The sequence below is a fragment of the Parabacteroides caecihominis genome, from assembly GCF_023656785.1.
Lineage (GTDB): Bacteria > Bacteroidota > Bacteroidia > Bacteroidales > Tannerellaceae > Parabacteroides > Parabacteroides segnis.
This window is the reverse complement of sequence record NZ_JAMOKS010000022.1, coordinates 15,066-29,365: the sequence shown is the minus strand read 5'-3', so window position 1 is coordinate 29,365 and position 14,300 is coordinate 15,066. Positions and strand designations below refer to the sequence as shown.

15 protein-coding genes are annotated in these 14,300 nt (G+C 46.6%); 7 read left to right on the top strand and 8 right to left on the bottom strand.

Features of this window, described 5'->3' with window-relative positions:
- The first annotated feature begins 73 nt into the window (after positions 1-73).
- Positions 74-1,015 carry a ribose-phosphate pyrophosphokinase gene (locus tag NBH14_RS18085; protein ID WP_046145272.1) on the top strand — a complete coding sequence of 314 codons (942 nt, stop codon included), beginning with the start codon at positions 74-76 and terminating at the stop codon, positions 1,013-1,015.
- An 83-nt stretch (positions 1,016-1,098) separates the two neighbouring features.
- Here NBH14_RS18085 and NBH14_RS18080 read toward each other — a convergent pair whose 3' ends face one another.
- From NBH14_RS18080 to mnmA, 7 genes are all read right to left on the bottom strand, one after another.
- Positions 1,099-1,386: a winged helix-turn-helix domain-containing protein gene (locus tag NBH14_RS18080; RefSeq protein ID WP_007654669.1), complete on the bottom strand. Its 288-nt coding sequence runs from the start codon at positions 1,384-1,386 to the stop codon at positions 1,099-1,101.
- On the bottom strand, positions 1,371-2,000 hold the full coding sequence (locus tag NBH14_RS18075) for a hypothetical protein (RefSeq protein WP_007654668.1): 630 nt from the start codon (positions 1,998-2,000) through the stop codon (positions 1,371-1,373). Before NBH14_RS18075 ends, NBH14_RS18080 begins: the two co-directional genes overlap by 16 nt.
- An 80-nt stretch (positions 2,001-2,080) precedes the next feature.
- The gene (locus NBH14_RS18070; RefSeq protein ID WP_186960469.1) at positions 2,081-4,459 is read right to left on the bottom strand and encodes a TonB-dependent receptor; all 2,379 of its coding nucleotides are present in this window, start codon (positions 4,457-4,459) and stop codon (positions 2,081-2,083) included.
- Between the two features lie 3 nt (positions 4,460-4,462).
- Positions 4,463-4,840 (bottom strand): DUF2141 domain-containing protein, encoded by a 378-nt coding sequence (locus NBH14_RS18065; RefSeq protein ID WP_128134835.1) that lies wholly within the window; start codon positions 4,838-4,840, stop codon positions 4,463-4,465.
- A 321-nt stretch (positions 4,841-5,161) separates the two neighbouring features.
- Positions 5,162-5,443, bottom strand: a complete 282-nt coding sequence (locus tag NBH14_RS18060) for a type II toxin-antitoxin system YafQ family toxin (RefSeq protein WP_186960470.1) — start codon at positions 5,441-5,443, stop codon at positions 5,162-5,164.
- On the bottom strand, positions 5,440-5,649 hold the full coding sequence (locus NBH14_RS18055) for a hypothetical protein (protein WP_007654662.1): 210 nt from the start codon (positions 5,647-5,649) through the stop codon (positions 5,440-5,442). Before NBH14_RS18055 ends, NBH14_RS18060 begins: the two co-directional genes overlap by 4 nt.
- 53 nt (positions 5,650-5,702) lie before the next feature.
- Positions 5,703-6,779, bottom strand: coding sequence for a tRNA 2-thiouridine(34) synthase MnmA (gene mnmA / locus NBH14_RS18050; RefSeq protein ID WP_007654661.1), 1,077 nt, complete (start codon positions 6,777-6,779; stop codon positions 5,703-5,705).
- Between the two features lie 137 nt (positions 6,780-6,916).
- Between mnmA and NBH14_RS18045 the strand changes: the two genes are divergently transcribed.
- The 5 genes from NBH14_RS18045 to NBH14_RS18025 all read left to right on the top strand — a co-directional run bounded on the left by NBH14_RS18045 (position 6,917) and on the right by NBH14_RS18025 (position 12,296).
- The gene (locus NBH14_RS18045; RefSeq protein ID WP_186960471.1) at positions 6,917-8,974 is read left to right on the top strand and encodes a dipeptidyl-peptidase 3 family protein; all 2,058 of its coding nucleotides are present in this window, start codon (positions 6,917-6,919) and stop codon (positions 8,972-8,974) included.
- A 4-nt stretch (positions 8,975-8,978) separates the two neighbouring features.
- Positions 8,979-9,662 carry a DNA alkylation repair protein gene (locus tag NBH14_RS18040; protein ID WP_128134833.1) on the top strand — a complete coding sequence of 228 codons (684 nt, stop codon included), beginning with the start codon at positions 8,979-8,981 and terminating at the stop codon, positions 9,660-9,662.
- Between the two features lie 57 nt (positions 9,663-9,719).
- Positions 9,720-10,193, top strand: a complete 474-nt coding sequence (locus NBH14_RS18035) for a Fur family transcriptional regulator (protein WP_128134832.1) — start codon at positions 9,720-9,722, stop codon at positions 10,191-10,193.
- Positions 10,194-10,213: 20 nt separating this feature from the next.
- Complete coding sequence (locus NBH14_RS18030) at positions 10,214-11,485, top strand: adenylosuccinate synthase (protein WP_010802093.1); 1,272 nt, start codon at positions 10,214-10,216, stop codon at positions 11,483-11,485.
- 124 nt (positions 11,486-11,609) lie between these two features.
- The gene (locus NBH14_RS18025) at positions 11,610-12,296 is read left to right on the top strand and encodes a zinc metallopeptidase (protein ID WP_122353353.1); all 687 of its coding nucleotides are present in this window, start codon (positions 11,610-11,612) and stop codon (positions 12,294-12,296) included.
- A 178-nt stretch (positions 12,297-12,474) separates the two neighbouring features.
- Here the strand turns inward: NBH14_RS18025 and NBH14_RS18020 are convergent, their stop codons facing one another.
- Positions 12,475-12,690: a DUF6722 family protein gene (locus NBH14_RS18020; RefSeq protein WP_186960472.1), complete on the bottom strand. Its 216-nt coding sequence runs from the start codon at positions 12,688-12,690 to the stop codon at positions 12,475-12,477.
- Between the two features lie 172 nt (positions 12,691-12,862).
- Between NBH14_RS18020 and hisS the strand changes: the two genes are divergently transcribed.
- Positions 12,863-14,218, top strand: a complete 1,356-nt coding sequence (gene hisS, locus NBH14_RS18015) for a histidine--tRNA ligase (RefSeq protein ID WP_186960473.1) — start codon at positions 12,863-12,865, stop codon at positions 14,216-14,218.
- Positions 14,219-14,300: the final 82 nt, after the last annotated feature.

The window sequence follows — 14,300 nt, the reverse complement described above, 5'->3', positions numbered from 1 at the left end:
GATAATTGCAAATAAGTTTTGTACTTTTGCAGCACAATTCAAATCTATTTACTTAAGATAAATATTCGGAATAATGAGTGCACAAACTCCTTTCTTGGTGTTTTCGGGAACCAACTCCCGGTATCTTGCAGAGAAAATTTGCAATAGTCTTGGTTGTCCTCTGGGGCAGATGAACATTCAACATTTTGCTGACGGTGAATTTTCAGTATCTTATGAAGAGTCTATCCGTGGTCGTGACGTGTTTCTTGTTCAATCAACATTTCCTAACTCGGACAATCTGATGGAGTTGCTCCTGATGATTGATGCGGCTAAACGTGCTTCTGCACATTCTGTAATTGCTGTTGTTCCTTATTTCGGTTGGGCCCGTCAGGACAGAAAGGACAAACCCCGTGTGTCTATCGGTGCAAAATTGATCGCAGATATGTTGAGCACTGCCGGTATCGACCGTCTGATTACAATGGATTTACATGCGGACCAGATCCAGGGATTCTTCAATGTTCCTGTAGACCACCTGTATGCTTCTTCTATCTTCCTGGATTATATCAAGGGAGAACTGCCTTTGGATAACTTGTGTATCGCTACTCCTGACGTGGGTGGTACGAAACGTGCCAGCAGCTATTCCAAATACCTGGGATTGCCGATGGTTATCTGTCACAAATCACGCCTGCGTGCCAATGAGGTAGCTGAAATGCGTATCATCGGTGACGTGGAAGGTCTGGACGTTCTTCTGGTGGATGACATGGTGGATACAGCCGGTACAATCACCAAAGCCGCTAACCTGATGATGGAAAATGGCGCGAAGTCTGTACGTGCAATCGCCAGCCACGCTGTCATGTCTGACCCGGCTTCTACCCGTGTGGACCAGTCTTCACTGACGGAAATGATCTTTACCGATTCTATTCCTTACGCAAAGAAATGCGAGAAAGTAAAAGTATTATCTGTTGCCGATATGTTTGCTGAAGCAATCCGCCGTGTTTGCAGTGGCGAATCTATCAGTTCTTTATACGCTATTTAATTAGCAGGGATTAATGATATAAAAAGGCTGCCGTCGGATTGATGGCAGCCTTTTTTATTGGTATGCGGTAGCTGGCGGAGGGATTAGCTTCCTCCGATATAGTCTTTCAGGGCATTTACGTAATTCTCGAATGCCTGTCGTCCTACGGGCGTTATCCGGCAGGTCGTGCGGGGTTTCTTTCCGACAAAGCTCTTTTCGACTTCTATGTAGCCGGCTTCGCTCAGTTTGTCTATCTGTACACTCAGGTTTCCCGCTGTCGCCTGTGTCTTTTCCCGCAGATAGACGAATTCAGCCTCCTCGACCGAAAGGAGGATGGATATCACGGCGAGCCGCAATTGTGAATGAAGTAACGGATCTAGTTCTTTAAACATTGCTTCCTGGCTTTATTATTGACGATATGTCCGGGTATGATCATCATAAACACGAACGATAAACCGAAGTAAAGATACCACAAAGTTGTCGCTTTTTCACCCATCAGCAGCATGGTTAGCATATAAATCGCTATGACGAAGGCAACCAAAGGGGTATAAATCATCCAGCGTCCCTGTACGATAATACCGGTGATGGATACTCCCAATCCGCAGTATATCAGGGATAATGGTAGCATAAGGATAAAGTCGACGTATCTGCCGAAAATGAACTCAATGGTACCAGTTGTCAGGAAAGTGATGACAAACATCCAGCCCATTACCTGCCAGACCTGCATGATTACTTTGTCGGTATAGGTGATGACCCTCGGGGGCTGCTGCCTTTGCCGGTAAGACATGACGGGCCACATGACGAACATCAGCATCCATCCCCAGCTCCATATCATGTTGTGGGTAAGAGCGATCAGCGTAAACAGAATGATCGACAGGGCAGTTGTGAAATAACCCCACACCAGGAGGTAATTCCCCTGGCCGATCTCCATATTCTTTTTGCTGGAGTTTATCATCTGTGTGATGAGTTCCAGGCTTTCTTTCTCGTTTAAAAGTCTTTCTTCCATGATTTTATTTGTTTTTATATTATTCGTACTATGTTTGTTCAAAGATAATGTCATTGTTTTTAACAGTCAATTATTCCGGTCTATTTTTCGTTCAACCGGTTTCTTTCAGAGTTTACGCCCCGTTCGATTGTCGGCTTCTTGACTTTCCTGCCGCTGTTGAAGTTCCAGGTCAGTGTCGCTTTGAAGGTACGTCCGAGGTGTCCGCTTTCGAAGTGGCTTTGTGACGTGTAGGTTTCGATATGGCTGGCAAAGTCATTATAGCGGTTGAAGATATTATCGGCCGAAACAGTTATCAGGAAGCGGTTGCCGGCCAGCTTTTTCCGGGCAAACAGGCTGACGATGTGCCGGGGAGCCACTTCGCTGTTTCCTGAATACAGGCGGCTGGTTCCGCTGTATTGTCCTTCGAGCGTGATGTCTTTCGGCAGCGTGAAGGTTGCGGTCGCGTTTGCGAATGCCAGATAATGGTGGGCAAATGCGGCTTTCTCCGTCATACGGATATCCTGGCGTACACCGACGAAATTGGCTGCCAGGTTAAGCCATGGGACGGGCTGAACCGGGATACTGGCGGCAACGAACCAATGGTTTTCGACGTCATGGTTTTCGTAGGTGATATACGAAACGTCCGGGTCGACGGCGTCTACCTTGCAGAATTCGCGGATCAGGTTGCGGTGCAGGTTGCCTCCGATTGTCAGCGTGTAACGGTAATTATAGACAAGGGTCGTGCTGAAACGGTGGATATAGGTCGGTTGCAGGTAGGGGTTGCCTATGTTGTAGCTGTAATCGGAGGTCTGGAGCCGGTTCGGGTTGAGCGTATAGAAGGCCGGACGTTCGATGTTGCGTGTGTATTGTCCGACCAGCATCCAGGTCTTCAGGTTGTTGAAGGCATAGGTGGCGCTCAGGTTCGGGAACAGGTCGAAGTAATCCCGTTTGATCCGGTCGCTCTCGTTCGCGGTCCGGGTATATTCGCCCCGCAGTCCGGCTATGAACGTCCAGCGATTGATTTCTGTTGAAAAAGAAGCGTATATTCCCATGATGTTTTCCTTGTATTTGAGTGCGTAGCCGTAAGCCGGACTGATACTCCATTGTTGGTCGGCCGAGAGACCTTCGTAGCAGGAATTATCGTCCATGAATGTATGCGTGTATTTCAGGCCGGTGTTCAGCGACATTCCTTTCCGGAAGTATTTATTCATTGAAATATCGGTGGTGACGATCTTGTAGGTTGCATCGCTGTTACTTCGGTACGTACTGTCTATCTCCCGGCCTGCTGCCTTTTGTACGACATAGTAGTTGTTTTTCCCTGTCGACTTTTTGCTGGCATAATCGACAATCCATTTGAGCAGGGAGCCTTTGTCGTCGAGTTTATGCAGGTAGTTGGCGGTAGCGGATAAAGTGTTGTAATCATCCTTCTGGTTATAATCGCCGGTGCTGTTTATTAACCATTCCTGCTTTGTCAGTTCCGTTTCGCTGTAAGAGTTGCCTTTAGACAGCTGTCCGACATATTCTATCTCCGCTCCGATGCTGTTGACGGTATCGATTTCGAAGATGGCTCCGATGCGTTCCGTACCATAGTCCGATCGTGTGTCGAACCTGGAGAGACTGGAAAAGCGGTTGTCGTTGTCCGGATATTGTCTGACGGATGTCATCATGCTCTCATTCTTCGGTGTGAAATTACCAGAGGCGGCGGCGTTTACGGTCCATTTCCCGAGGCGTGCATTGAGTGTTCCAGAAGGCATGTAACGGGTAAGGGTAGAAGATAAGGCGCCCCCGGCCGTGACACTCCCCTGGATACCGTTCGTTTGCCGCCGGCGGAGTGAGATCAGGATGATTCCGCCCCGTGAGCTGGCTTCATATTCTGCTCCGGCTATCGGGATGACTTCTATTCGCCTGATATCTTCCGATTTCAGCGAACGAAGGTAGGTGAGAAGTTCTTCGCCGGTAAGTTTTATTTCGCGGTTATCGACGAATACCTTTGTGCCCTGTGCTCCGTTGATGGAGATATTATCTTCTGCCAGCCATACGCCGGGAGCCTGCGACAATAATTCGGTACCGTCTTTCCCGGCGGAAGGGGAGACGGACAGGATGAAGCGGTCTGCCTTGCGTTCGATATTTTTTGCCTGTACCACAACCTCTTTCAAGGCATAGGAAGATGCCTTCAACGAAAGGGTGTCGTGCATGGATGCGGCCAGCAATAATTCTTTTTGCAGCGGCTCATATCCGATACACCGGACGATTACTTTATATGTTCCTGCTTTTGCTTCCATGGTGAAATTACCCTTGTTGTCGGTTGTCGTACCTGCTTTTTGAATCTCATCCTGCAAGAGGACGATTGTCGCGTATTCAACTCCGTTTCCCTGCCCGTCGGTAATGTGGCCGGAGTAAATCTCTGCCGTTGCCGGCTTCCGGGCCATAGCCGGAAAGCCGGTAGCAAAGATGAGTGTAAAGAATAACAGCCATTTCATGCCTTACTCGCTTGCCGGGTAATATAATTTCAGTTTGACTGTCTCTTCTTCCTGTTGCGTTTTGCATTTCTTCATGGCATATCCTTCAGCCGGCTTTTTATCTTCGGTGAAGTCCATTTGGTAATTGCCGTTTTCGTCATGGAAGACTGAGATATCGAACTGTTCCCATTCGACGTTTTCAAGCGTGATGGTTGCTTCTCCTTTCTCCGGTTTGGCCATGCCGTATACCGGTTTTGTCTCTTTCCCTGATTGAGCCATGACGAGGATTGTTCCGTTTTCTCCGCGTATGTTGCTCACTTTGACGGTGATTGTCCGTGCTTCGGCAAGATTGCAAGTAAAGAATATTGCCAGAATAAATAGTATGATTCGTTTCGTATTCATGTTTTGTCTACTTTAAAGGTGGATGTAAATAAGTTTATAACATAAACCATATATGGATTAAAAAAGTGCAAGGAGCTGCGCATGTCTTACCTACACGCTGCAAATATAAAATGGTTTATGTTATAAACCAAATTAAAGACGAAAAAAATGAAATAATAGGGTGAAATAGTTGAAATAAAGGCGGTATGCCGGGAAAATGATTGCGGCAATTGTAAGAAATAGCTGCCGCAGCGGTAAAAAACAGGTGCTGCAATCATATAAAACGACTGCGGCAACCATTCGAGATAGCTGCCGCAGTCGTTCTAATTTTGAACTTTTCTATTAAAACAGATCGGCATGAGTGCCGGTATCTGTAAACAGAAGCATAAGTTCCGTATCATTTTGATTCCAAACCAGTAACCAGTCGGATTGAATATGACATTCCCATAAGCCTTCGTATTTGCCGCTCAATTTATGCGGGCGATATTCGGGTGGGAGGGTACCGGTTGTTTCAAGGAGTTTGGAGACTTTTTCAAATAAAGAAATCTTGTATCCTCTTTTCTTACAGAGTTTCAAATCTTTCTTGAACTTACCCGTATAATTGAGTGTATATTTCTTATTCATCCGAAGATTTGTTTCATCATATCTTCTGTGCTTTCAGCATGATATACTCTTCCGGCCTTCACATCTTCCAATGCTTCATCCAGGCCGCATTTCTTTTCTTTGCGGACTTTGATGCTTCCTCCCATACTTTTAACCAGTGAGCGTATGGCGGATGCGTATTTTTCGGGAATGGATATCTCGAATGTTTTTAATGTTGTTGCTTCCATAGTCGTATATATTATAGTCTGATACAAAGATAAATATAATTATTGACAAAGACTTATTTTTCTTCGTCAATAATCATGCCGCTACCCAGGCAGAGATGATGATCCTTGTCGTAGACAACACCGTACTGGCCGGGAGCGATACCCTGTATTTTGTTTTCCGATTCGATACGGTAAAGGTCACCGATACGGCGGATGCGTCCCGGTGTGAAATCGGGGGTATGGCGTATCTTGAAGGTGATCTCTTTTTCATCGGTAAATTCTCCCCACGGATCTTCGGTGATGAAGTCGAAACCGTGCAGGTTGATTGTTTTCCCGTATTGCGTTTCCGGGTCGTAGCCGTTGGAGACGTAGATGATATTGCGCTTGATATCCTTCTTGATAACGAACCACGGACCACCGCTCAGGCCCAGTCCTTTCCGCTGACCGATGGTATGGAACCAATAGCCGTTGTGCTTGCCCAGTACTTTGCCCGTTTCCAGTTCGACGATTTTGCCGACACGTTTGCCCAAGTAACGCTCGATGAAGTCGTTGTAATTGATTTTACCGAGGAAGCAGATGCCCTGGCTGTCCTTGCGCATGGCGCTGGGGAGCTTTTGTTCGGCAGCGATGGCACGGACTTCCGCTTTCATCAGGTGGCCGATCGGGAACATCAGCTTCTGGATTTGCAGGCGCGTGATTTGTCCCAGGAAATCGGTCTGGTCCTTCACCGGGTCTTTGGCGGTGGAGAGCCATACTTTTCCGTCTATCTCGGTCGTTGTGGCATAATGGCCGGTGGCGATTTTATCGAAGTCTTTCCCCCATTTCTCTTCAAAGCAGCCGAACTTGATGAATTTGTTGCACATCATGTCCGGGTTGGGGGTGAGGCCGCGTTTCACCGAGTCGATCGTGTAGCTGACCACCTTGTCCCAGTATTCGTCATGCAGGGATACCACTTCCATGCGACAACCGTATTTGCGTGCTATGTAAGATGTAATTTCTATATCCTCTTCGGCGGGGCAGTCGATATATCCGTCTTTATCTTCCATACCGATACGGATATAGAAGATGGTAGGATCGTATCCCGCCTCCTTCAACTGATGGACAACTACGGAACTGTCCACGCCTCCTGATACTAATGCTGCTATTTCCATTCTTTAATAAATATATCGGTTGCAAAGGTACAAAATATTAGGGTGATATTCCTATGGCTTCGATTTATTCGTTACCTTTGCGGGAGAGCCTTTCGTTGTAATACTTCAGGAAAAACAAAAGAATTAGTATAAATAAAATGAGAAATACAATTGTATCGCTTATGACAGCAATGGCATTGACCGCCTGTGCAGGCCCGAAAGAAAAGAATGTTCAGGCACCGCAGGAGGATTTTAATTATGTGGTAGACCAGTTCGCAGACCTTCAGATACTTCGGTACCAGGTTCCGGGATTCGAGTCTCTTTCGTTGAAACAAAAACAGTTATTATATCATCTGTCGCAGGCTGCGCTGATGGGGCGCGACATATTCTTCGACCAGAATTGTCGTTATAACCTGCCGGTTCGCCGCGCATTGGAAACGGTTTACAAGGAATATAAAGGAAATCGCGAGGATGAGCAGTTCAAGGCCCTGGAAACGTACCTGAAACGGGTATGGTTCTCAAGCGGCATCCATCACCATTATGCAGAGGATAAGTTTGTTCCCGGCTTTACCCCTGAATTCTTTCAGAGCTGTCTGGAGCAGGTGAATGTCTCTGAACTTCCTTTGCGTGAAGGACAGACTTTGGAGCAGTTTGTTGCAGAAATCTCTCCGGTGATCTTTGATCCGGCAGTATTGGCAAAACGTACTGTACAGAGCGGCGACCGGGATTTAATCCTGGCATCTGCCAATAACTACTATGGCGGCGGTATTACCCAGAAAGAGGTGGAAGAGTATTATGCCGCTATGAAAGCGGGTAAAGATACCATCACTCCGATCTCCTACGGACTCAATAGCCGGCTGGTGAAAGAGAACGGAAAGATTGTCGAGAAGGTATGGAAAGTAGGAGGCCTTTATTCTGCTGCTATCGAACAGATTGTGGGCGAGTTGCAGAAAGCAGTTCCTTTTGCCGAAAACGATACCCAGAAGGCAATTATCGAAAAACTGATTGAATACTATCAGACCGGTGACTTGAAGACATTCGATGCCTACTCCATCCTTTGGGTAGAGGATACGACTTCGGAGGTGGATTTCGTGAACGGTTTTATCGAAACTTACGGCGATCCGCTGGGTATGAAAGCCAGTTGGGAGTCAACCGTAAACTTTATCAATAAGGAAGCGACCAAGCGCACGAAGATTATCAGCGATAACGCGCAATGGTTTGAAGATCATTCTCCGGTCGACAAACGCTTCAAGAAGGAAAAGGTAAAAGGGGTGAGTGCCAAAGTGATCACCGTATCCATGTTGGGAGGCGATTGTTATCCGGCAACGCCGATCGGCATCAATCTGCCGAATGCGGATTGGATTCGCCGCGACCACGGCTCAAAGTCCGTTACAATTGAGAATATAACCGAGGCTTACGACAAGGCGTCGCAGGGCAATGGCTTTAACGAAGAGTTTATCTGGAGTGATGCGGAGCGTGAAGCCCTCGCAAAATACGGTTTCCTGACTGATAACCTGCATACCGACCTGCATGAATGCCTGGGACATGGTTCCGGCAAACTTCTGCCCGATACCGAATCGGGCGCACTGAAAGCCTACGATTCCACCCTGGAAGAAGCCCGTGCCGACCTCTTCGGCCTTTATTACCTGGCCGACCCGAAGCTGGTTGAATTAGGTCTGGTTCCGGATGGCGAAGCCTATAAGGCCGAGTATTATAAATATATCATGAATGGCCTGATGACACAGCTTGTCCGTATCGAAGCCGGCAAAGACGTGGAAGAAGCTCACATGCGCAACCGTCAGTTGATCGCCCAGTGGGCCTATGAGAACGGTAAAGCCGATAACGTTATCGAATATAAGAAGCGTGACGGCAAGACATATGTCGTTGTAAACGATTATGCCAAACTCCGCAATCTGTTCGGCACCTTATTGGCAGAAGTGCAGCGCATCAAGAGCGAAGGCGATTTCGCCGCCGGAAAGAAACTGGTGGAAGATTACGGTGTGAAAGTAGACCAGACTTTACACGACGAAGTGCTTGCCCGCTATGCCAAACTAAACCTGGCTCCATACAAAGGTTTCGTGAACCCGGTGATGAAAGAGGTAAAGAACGACAAAGGCGAAGTGACCGACATCGTTCTCGATTATACCGAAGGATACGCAGACCAGATGCTTCGTTACAGCAAAGATTATTCATTCTTGCCATCTTATAACGATTAAAGATATGTTGCAGGACGAACTGAAAGAAATACGTACCCAACTGCGCATGGCGATGAACGGTGTCATAGCCACCAGCATGCGCGAAAAGGGCATCGACTATAAGCTGAACTTCGGTGTCCCTCTGCCCGAAATAAAGCAGATAGCCGCCCGGCACGAACCCGGTTCGGAGCTGGCAGCCGCTTTGTGGAAAGAGGATATCCGCGAGTTTAAGATACTGGCATCCCTGTTGCAGCCTGTGGATGATTTTCCTTTTAAACAGGCGGAACAGTGGGTGAAAGAAATACCCTATCTGGAAATAGCGGAACAATGCAGCCGTAATCTGTTCTGCAAATTGCCGTATGTCGATAACCTTCTGCTTGGACTGATTTTTAATGTGGAAGACGAATATGCCCGTACGGTGGCTTACCTTATCTGGATGGAACTGTTCAGGGTAGGGAAGACGGTGGTTGCGCCGGTGAGAGCCGCATTCATCGTGGAATGTATGCGGACGATTGCCTGGCCCGACTTCGGCGCTTCCTGGAAAGAGAAGCAGGCAGCGATAAAAGCAATGAAATTTTACGGTCGCCAGTCGGCCGATCATGCGAAACAAATGTTGAGTGGTTTCGATGACTTTCCGGAGTTTATGAAGACACCGGAAGGGCAGGAAATCTATAATGATTTAAAATTTGAATTTGAATATTATAGCTAAGGCTTTGCGTTTAAAATAAATGCGCTAACTTTGTCGGTCGCGTAGAGTCGCAACGAAATGGATGAAAAGAAGTACATAGAGATGAAGCAGTCGTTTACGGAGTATCTGACTGAGAAAAAACTACGAAAGACGGAGGAAAGATATGCGATCTTTGAATGCATATGTCGCTTCGCCGGTCATTTCGATATGTACTCTCTTCAGGAAAAGCTGGAAGAGGCGAACTTCCATGTGAGTAAGGCAACGCTTTACAACACGTTGGATGTGCTGGAAGACGGCGGCCTGATCGTGCGGCATCAACTCAACGCCCAGTCGGTTCAGTACGAACTGCGGGCATTGGCAGAAACGCACCTGCACCTGGTTTGCATGAAGTGCGGGGCCATTCGGGAAATGAAAGACAGCGTGCTGAAAAAGGAGGTCAACAATCTGAAGATATCCCGTTTCACACAGGAATTTCATGCGCTGTATATCTACGGGATATGCAGTAAATGCAAGTTCAAGCTTCAGCAGAAGAATAGTAAAAAAGAATATTAACAGCCTATTATAAAGATAAAATGAAAGTAGATGTTTTATTAGGATTGCAATGGGGTGACGAAGGCAAAGGAAAAGTTGTCGACGTGCTGACTCCTAACTACGATGTAATCACTCGTTTTCAAGGAGGTCCCAATGCAGGACACACACTGGAATTTAACGGAGAAAAGTATATCCTGCGTTCTATTCCGTCAGGTATTTTCCAGGGTGGAAAAGTGAATGTTATCGGTAATGGAGTCGTTCTCGACCCGTTATTGTTCAAACAGGAAGCCGAAGCGCTTGCTGCCAGTGGTCACGACCTGACCAAACAACTTTGTATTTCCAAGAAGGCACACCTGATCCTGCCTACCCACCGTATGCTGGATGCTGCCTACGAAGCTGCCAAAGGTTCCGGAAAGATCGGTACGACTGGTAAAGGTATCGGCCCGACATATACAGACAAGATCAGCCGTAACGGTCTCCGCGTAGGTGACTTGCTGCACAACTTCGATGAAAAGTATGCTGCCGCCAAGGCACGCCACGAAGCAATCCTGAAATCACTGAACTATTCGTATGATATCAAGGAGCTCGAAGCCCAGTGGTTTGAAGCATTGGAATACCTGAAGCAGTTCAATCTGATCGACAGCGAACATGTGGTAAACAACTTCCTGAAAGACGGTAAGTCTGTCCTGGCGGAAGGTGCACAGGGCACTATGCTGGACATCGACTTCGGTTCTTATCCGTTCGTGACATCTTCCAACACGATCTGTGCCGGATGCTGTACGGGACTGGGCGTCTCTCCGCGTAATATTGGTGAGGTATACGGTATCTTCAAGGCTTATTGTACACGTGTCGGTAGCGGTCCGTTCCCGACAGAGTTGTTCGATGAAACAGGCGACAAACTGTGTACGGTAGGACATGAGTTCGGTTCCGTAACAGGACGTAAACGTCGTTGCGGCTGGATCGACCTGGTTGCCTTGAAATATGCCGTTATGATCAACGGTGTAAGCCAGTTGATCATGATGAAGAGCGACGTGCTCGACAGCTTCGAGACCATCAAGGCTTGCGTAGCCTACAAGATCAATGGCGAAGAAGTGACGGAATTCCCGTTCGAGATCGACGATACGATCGAACCTGTATACGTTGAACTGCCGGGTTGGAAGACTGACATGACAAAGATGCAGAGCGAAGATGAATTCCCCGAAGAGTTTAACGCATATCTCTCATTCCTTGAAGAAGAGCTGGGAGTACCTGTTAAAATCGTATCGGTAGGACCTGACCGCGAACAGACAATCATCCGGTATACAGAAGAATAAACCTCACATACTAATACAAAATGGCAGAAGACCACCTCTAATCAGGCTAATCTTCTGCCATTTTTGTTTTTGGCAGACTTTTTGTAAGAGATATCTTGTATAACAATTAATTATTTGGAACATTATGAGCATGTATTGGATCATATTTATTGGTTTTGCCTTGTTAAGCTGGCTGGTATCTTCCCGACTGAAGAACAAGTTTGAGAAGTATTCTAAGATTCCTATGCCTAACGGTATGACCGGAAAGGATGTGGCTGAAAAGATGTTGCACGATAACGGCATCTACGACGTGAAGGTGATCTCTACTCCCGGACATTTGACAGACCATTACAATCCTGCCAATCAAACGGTGAATCTGAGCGAATCTGTCTATTATAGTAATAGTATCGCCGCTGCCGCTGTTGCAGCCCATGAATGTGGTCACGCAGTACAGCATGCAACGTCTTATGCCCCGCTGAAGATGCGGTCGGCGTTGGTACCGGTGGTTAGCTTTGCTTCGAATATCATGACCTGGGTATTGCTGGGCGGTATGTTGCTGATCCACCAGTTTCCGCAGTTGCTGTTGTTCGGTATCATCCTGTTTGCTTCGACAACGTTGTTTAGTTTCATTACGTTGCCGGTCGAAATCAATGCCAGCCAGCGTGCGTTGGTATGGTTGAGCCGTGCCGGGATAACGAATGTCTCTACGCATGGTATGGCCGAAGATGCTTTGCGCTCTGCCGCTTATACTTATGTGGTGGCTGCCTTAGGTTCGCTGGCTACATTATTATATTATATAATGATCTTCCTGGGAGGAAGAAGCCGCGACTAAGCGAGTACCGTATCAGATAAAAAAAGCAGCCCGGGCCATTTCAAATGACTCGGGCTGCTTTTTTATTTCTTCTTTTTCTTCGTTTTATGAAATTTACCTTCCATATAAAGTGCCCAGATTAAAAATCCGAGTCCCATTCCCATAAACAGTAAACAAACAAATATAAAATCAGGCATAACTAATCCTCCTTCAGTTTAATGAATAATAGGCCTAAAAACAAAAATCCTGAAACTAAAACAAATCCACCCGAATAAATAAGCACATTATATCCCTCAAGATCTTTTAATAATGTTGTGATGACAACTCCTGTTGCCATGTATTTGGCGAAGTCGATGCAAAAACTACCAAGTTCACCGTACAATACTTTCTTTTGTCTCCTTAATTTCTTTTTCATAGCTATACGTTTTGTTAAATATGTTGCAAACATAACAAAAAGAAACGGACAAAACAATGAACCTATCCAATAAATAACGAATTTGAAACAAAATACCTACCTTTGCATTCCGAATAATAATTTAATATATAAAAGTCGGTTAGCTCCGACGATAAAGAAGAGCAAACAGTATATGCAGAAGCCGTCTATACCAAAAGGTACCAGAGATTTTTCGCCCGAAGAAATGGCGAAACGTAATTATATATTCAATACGATTCGTGAAGTATATCATCTGTACGGATTTCAGCAAATAGAAACTCCGGCCATGGAGAACCTGTCGACCCTGATGGGCAAGTATGGCGAAGAAGGTGATAAATTACTTTTCAAGATATTAAACTCGGGAGATTGTTTCTCCGGCATTACCGATGAAGAACTGCTGGAACGTAACCCGGTGAGATTCGGAGTGAAAGCCTGTGAGAAAGGATTGCGTTACGACCTGACCGTCCCTTTTGCCCGCTACGTAGTGCAGCACCGCAACGATATAACATTCCCTTTCAAACGTTATCAGATACAACCCGTATGGCGTGCCGACCGTCCGCAGAAAGGACGTTACCGTGAGTTCTACCAGTGCGACGGTGACGTGGTAGGCTCTGATTCGCTGATCAACGAAGTGGAACTGATTCAGATTATGGATGAGGTGTTCCACCGTTTCGGTATCCGTGTTTGCATCAAAATGAACAACCGTAAGATATTGTCGGGTATTGCCGAAATTATCGGTGAAGCGGATAAGATTGTTGATATAACAGTGGCTATCGACAAATTGGATAAGATCGGTCTGGATAATGTAAACGAAGAACTGCGTTCCAAAGGTCTTTCCGAAGAGGCGATTGCCCGCTTGCAACCGATCATCATGCTGTCGGGTAGCAATCGAGAAAAACTGGCCGTCCTGAAAGAACAGCTGGCTACCTCTGAAATAGCCGTGAAGGGTATCGAAGAAATGACCTTCATTCTCGACCGTATCGACCAGCTGCCTATGCATTCGGAACTGGAACTCGACCTGACGTTGGCTCGCGGTCTGAACTATTATACCGGTGCCATCTTCGAAGTTAAAGCCCTGGATGTTCAGATAGGAAGTATCACCGGTGGCGGACGATATGACAACTTGACCGGTGTATTTGGCATGGATGGCGTTTCGGGTGTCGGTATCTCTTTTGGGGCAGACCGTATCTTCGACGTGCTGAATCAGTTGGATCTGTATCCGGTCGATTCGTTGAAGACAACACAACTGTTATTTGTCAACTTCGGAGAGAAGGAAGAAAGTTATCTGTTACCGATTATCGCCCGGGTTCGTGCCGCCGGTATCCGTACCGAACTTTTCCCTGAATCAGCCAAGATGAAGAAGCAGATGGGGTATGCCGATACGAAGAAAATCCCGTATGTCGCTATCGTTGGCGAAACGGAGATGAACGAAGGCAAGATCAACCTGAAGAATATGATTACAGGCGAACAAACACCTGTCACTGTAGAAGAACTGATCGCAAAGTTCTAATCCGATAGCAGCCTTGTCCCCGTGCTTGACACGGGGCCGAAAAGGTGCTGTCTGAATAAATAGGCATATGACCTGTTCTTTT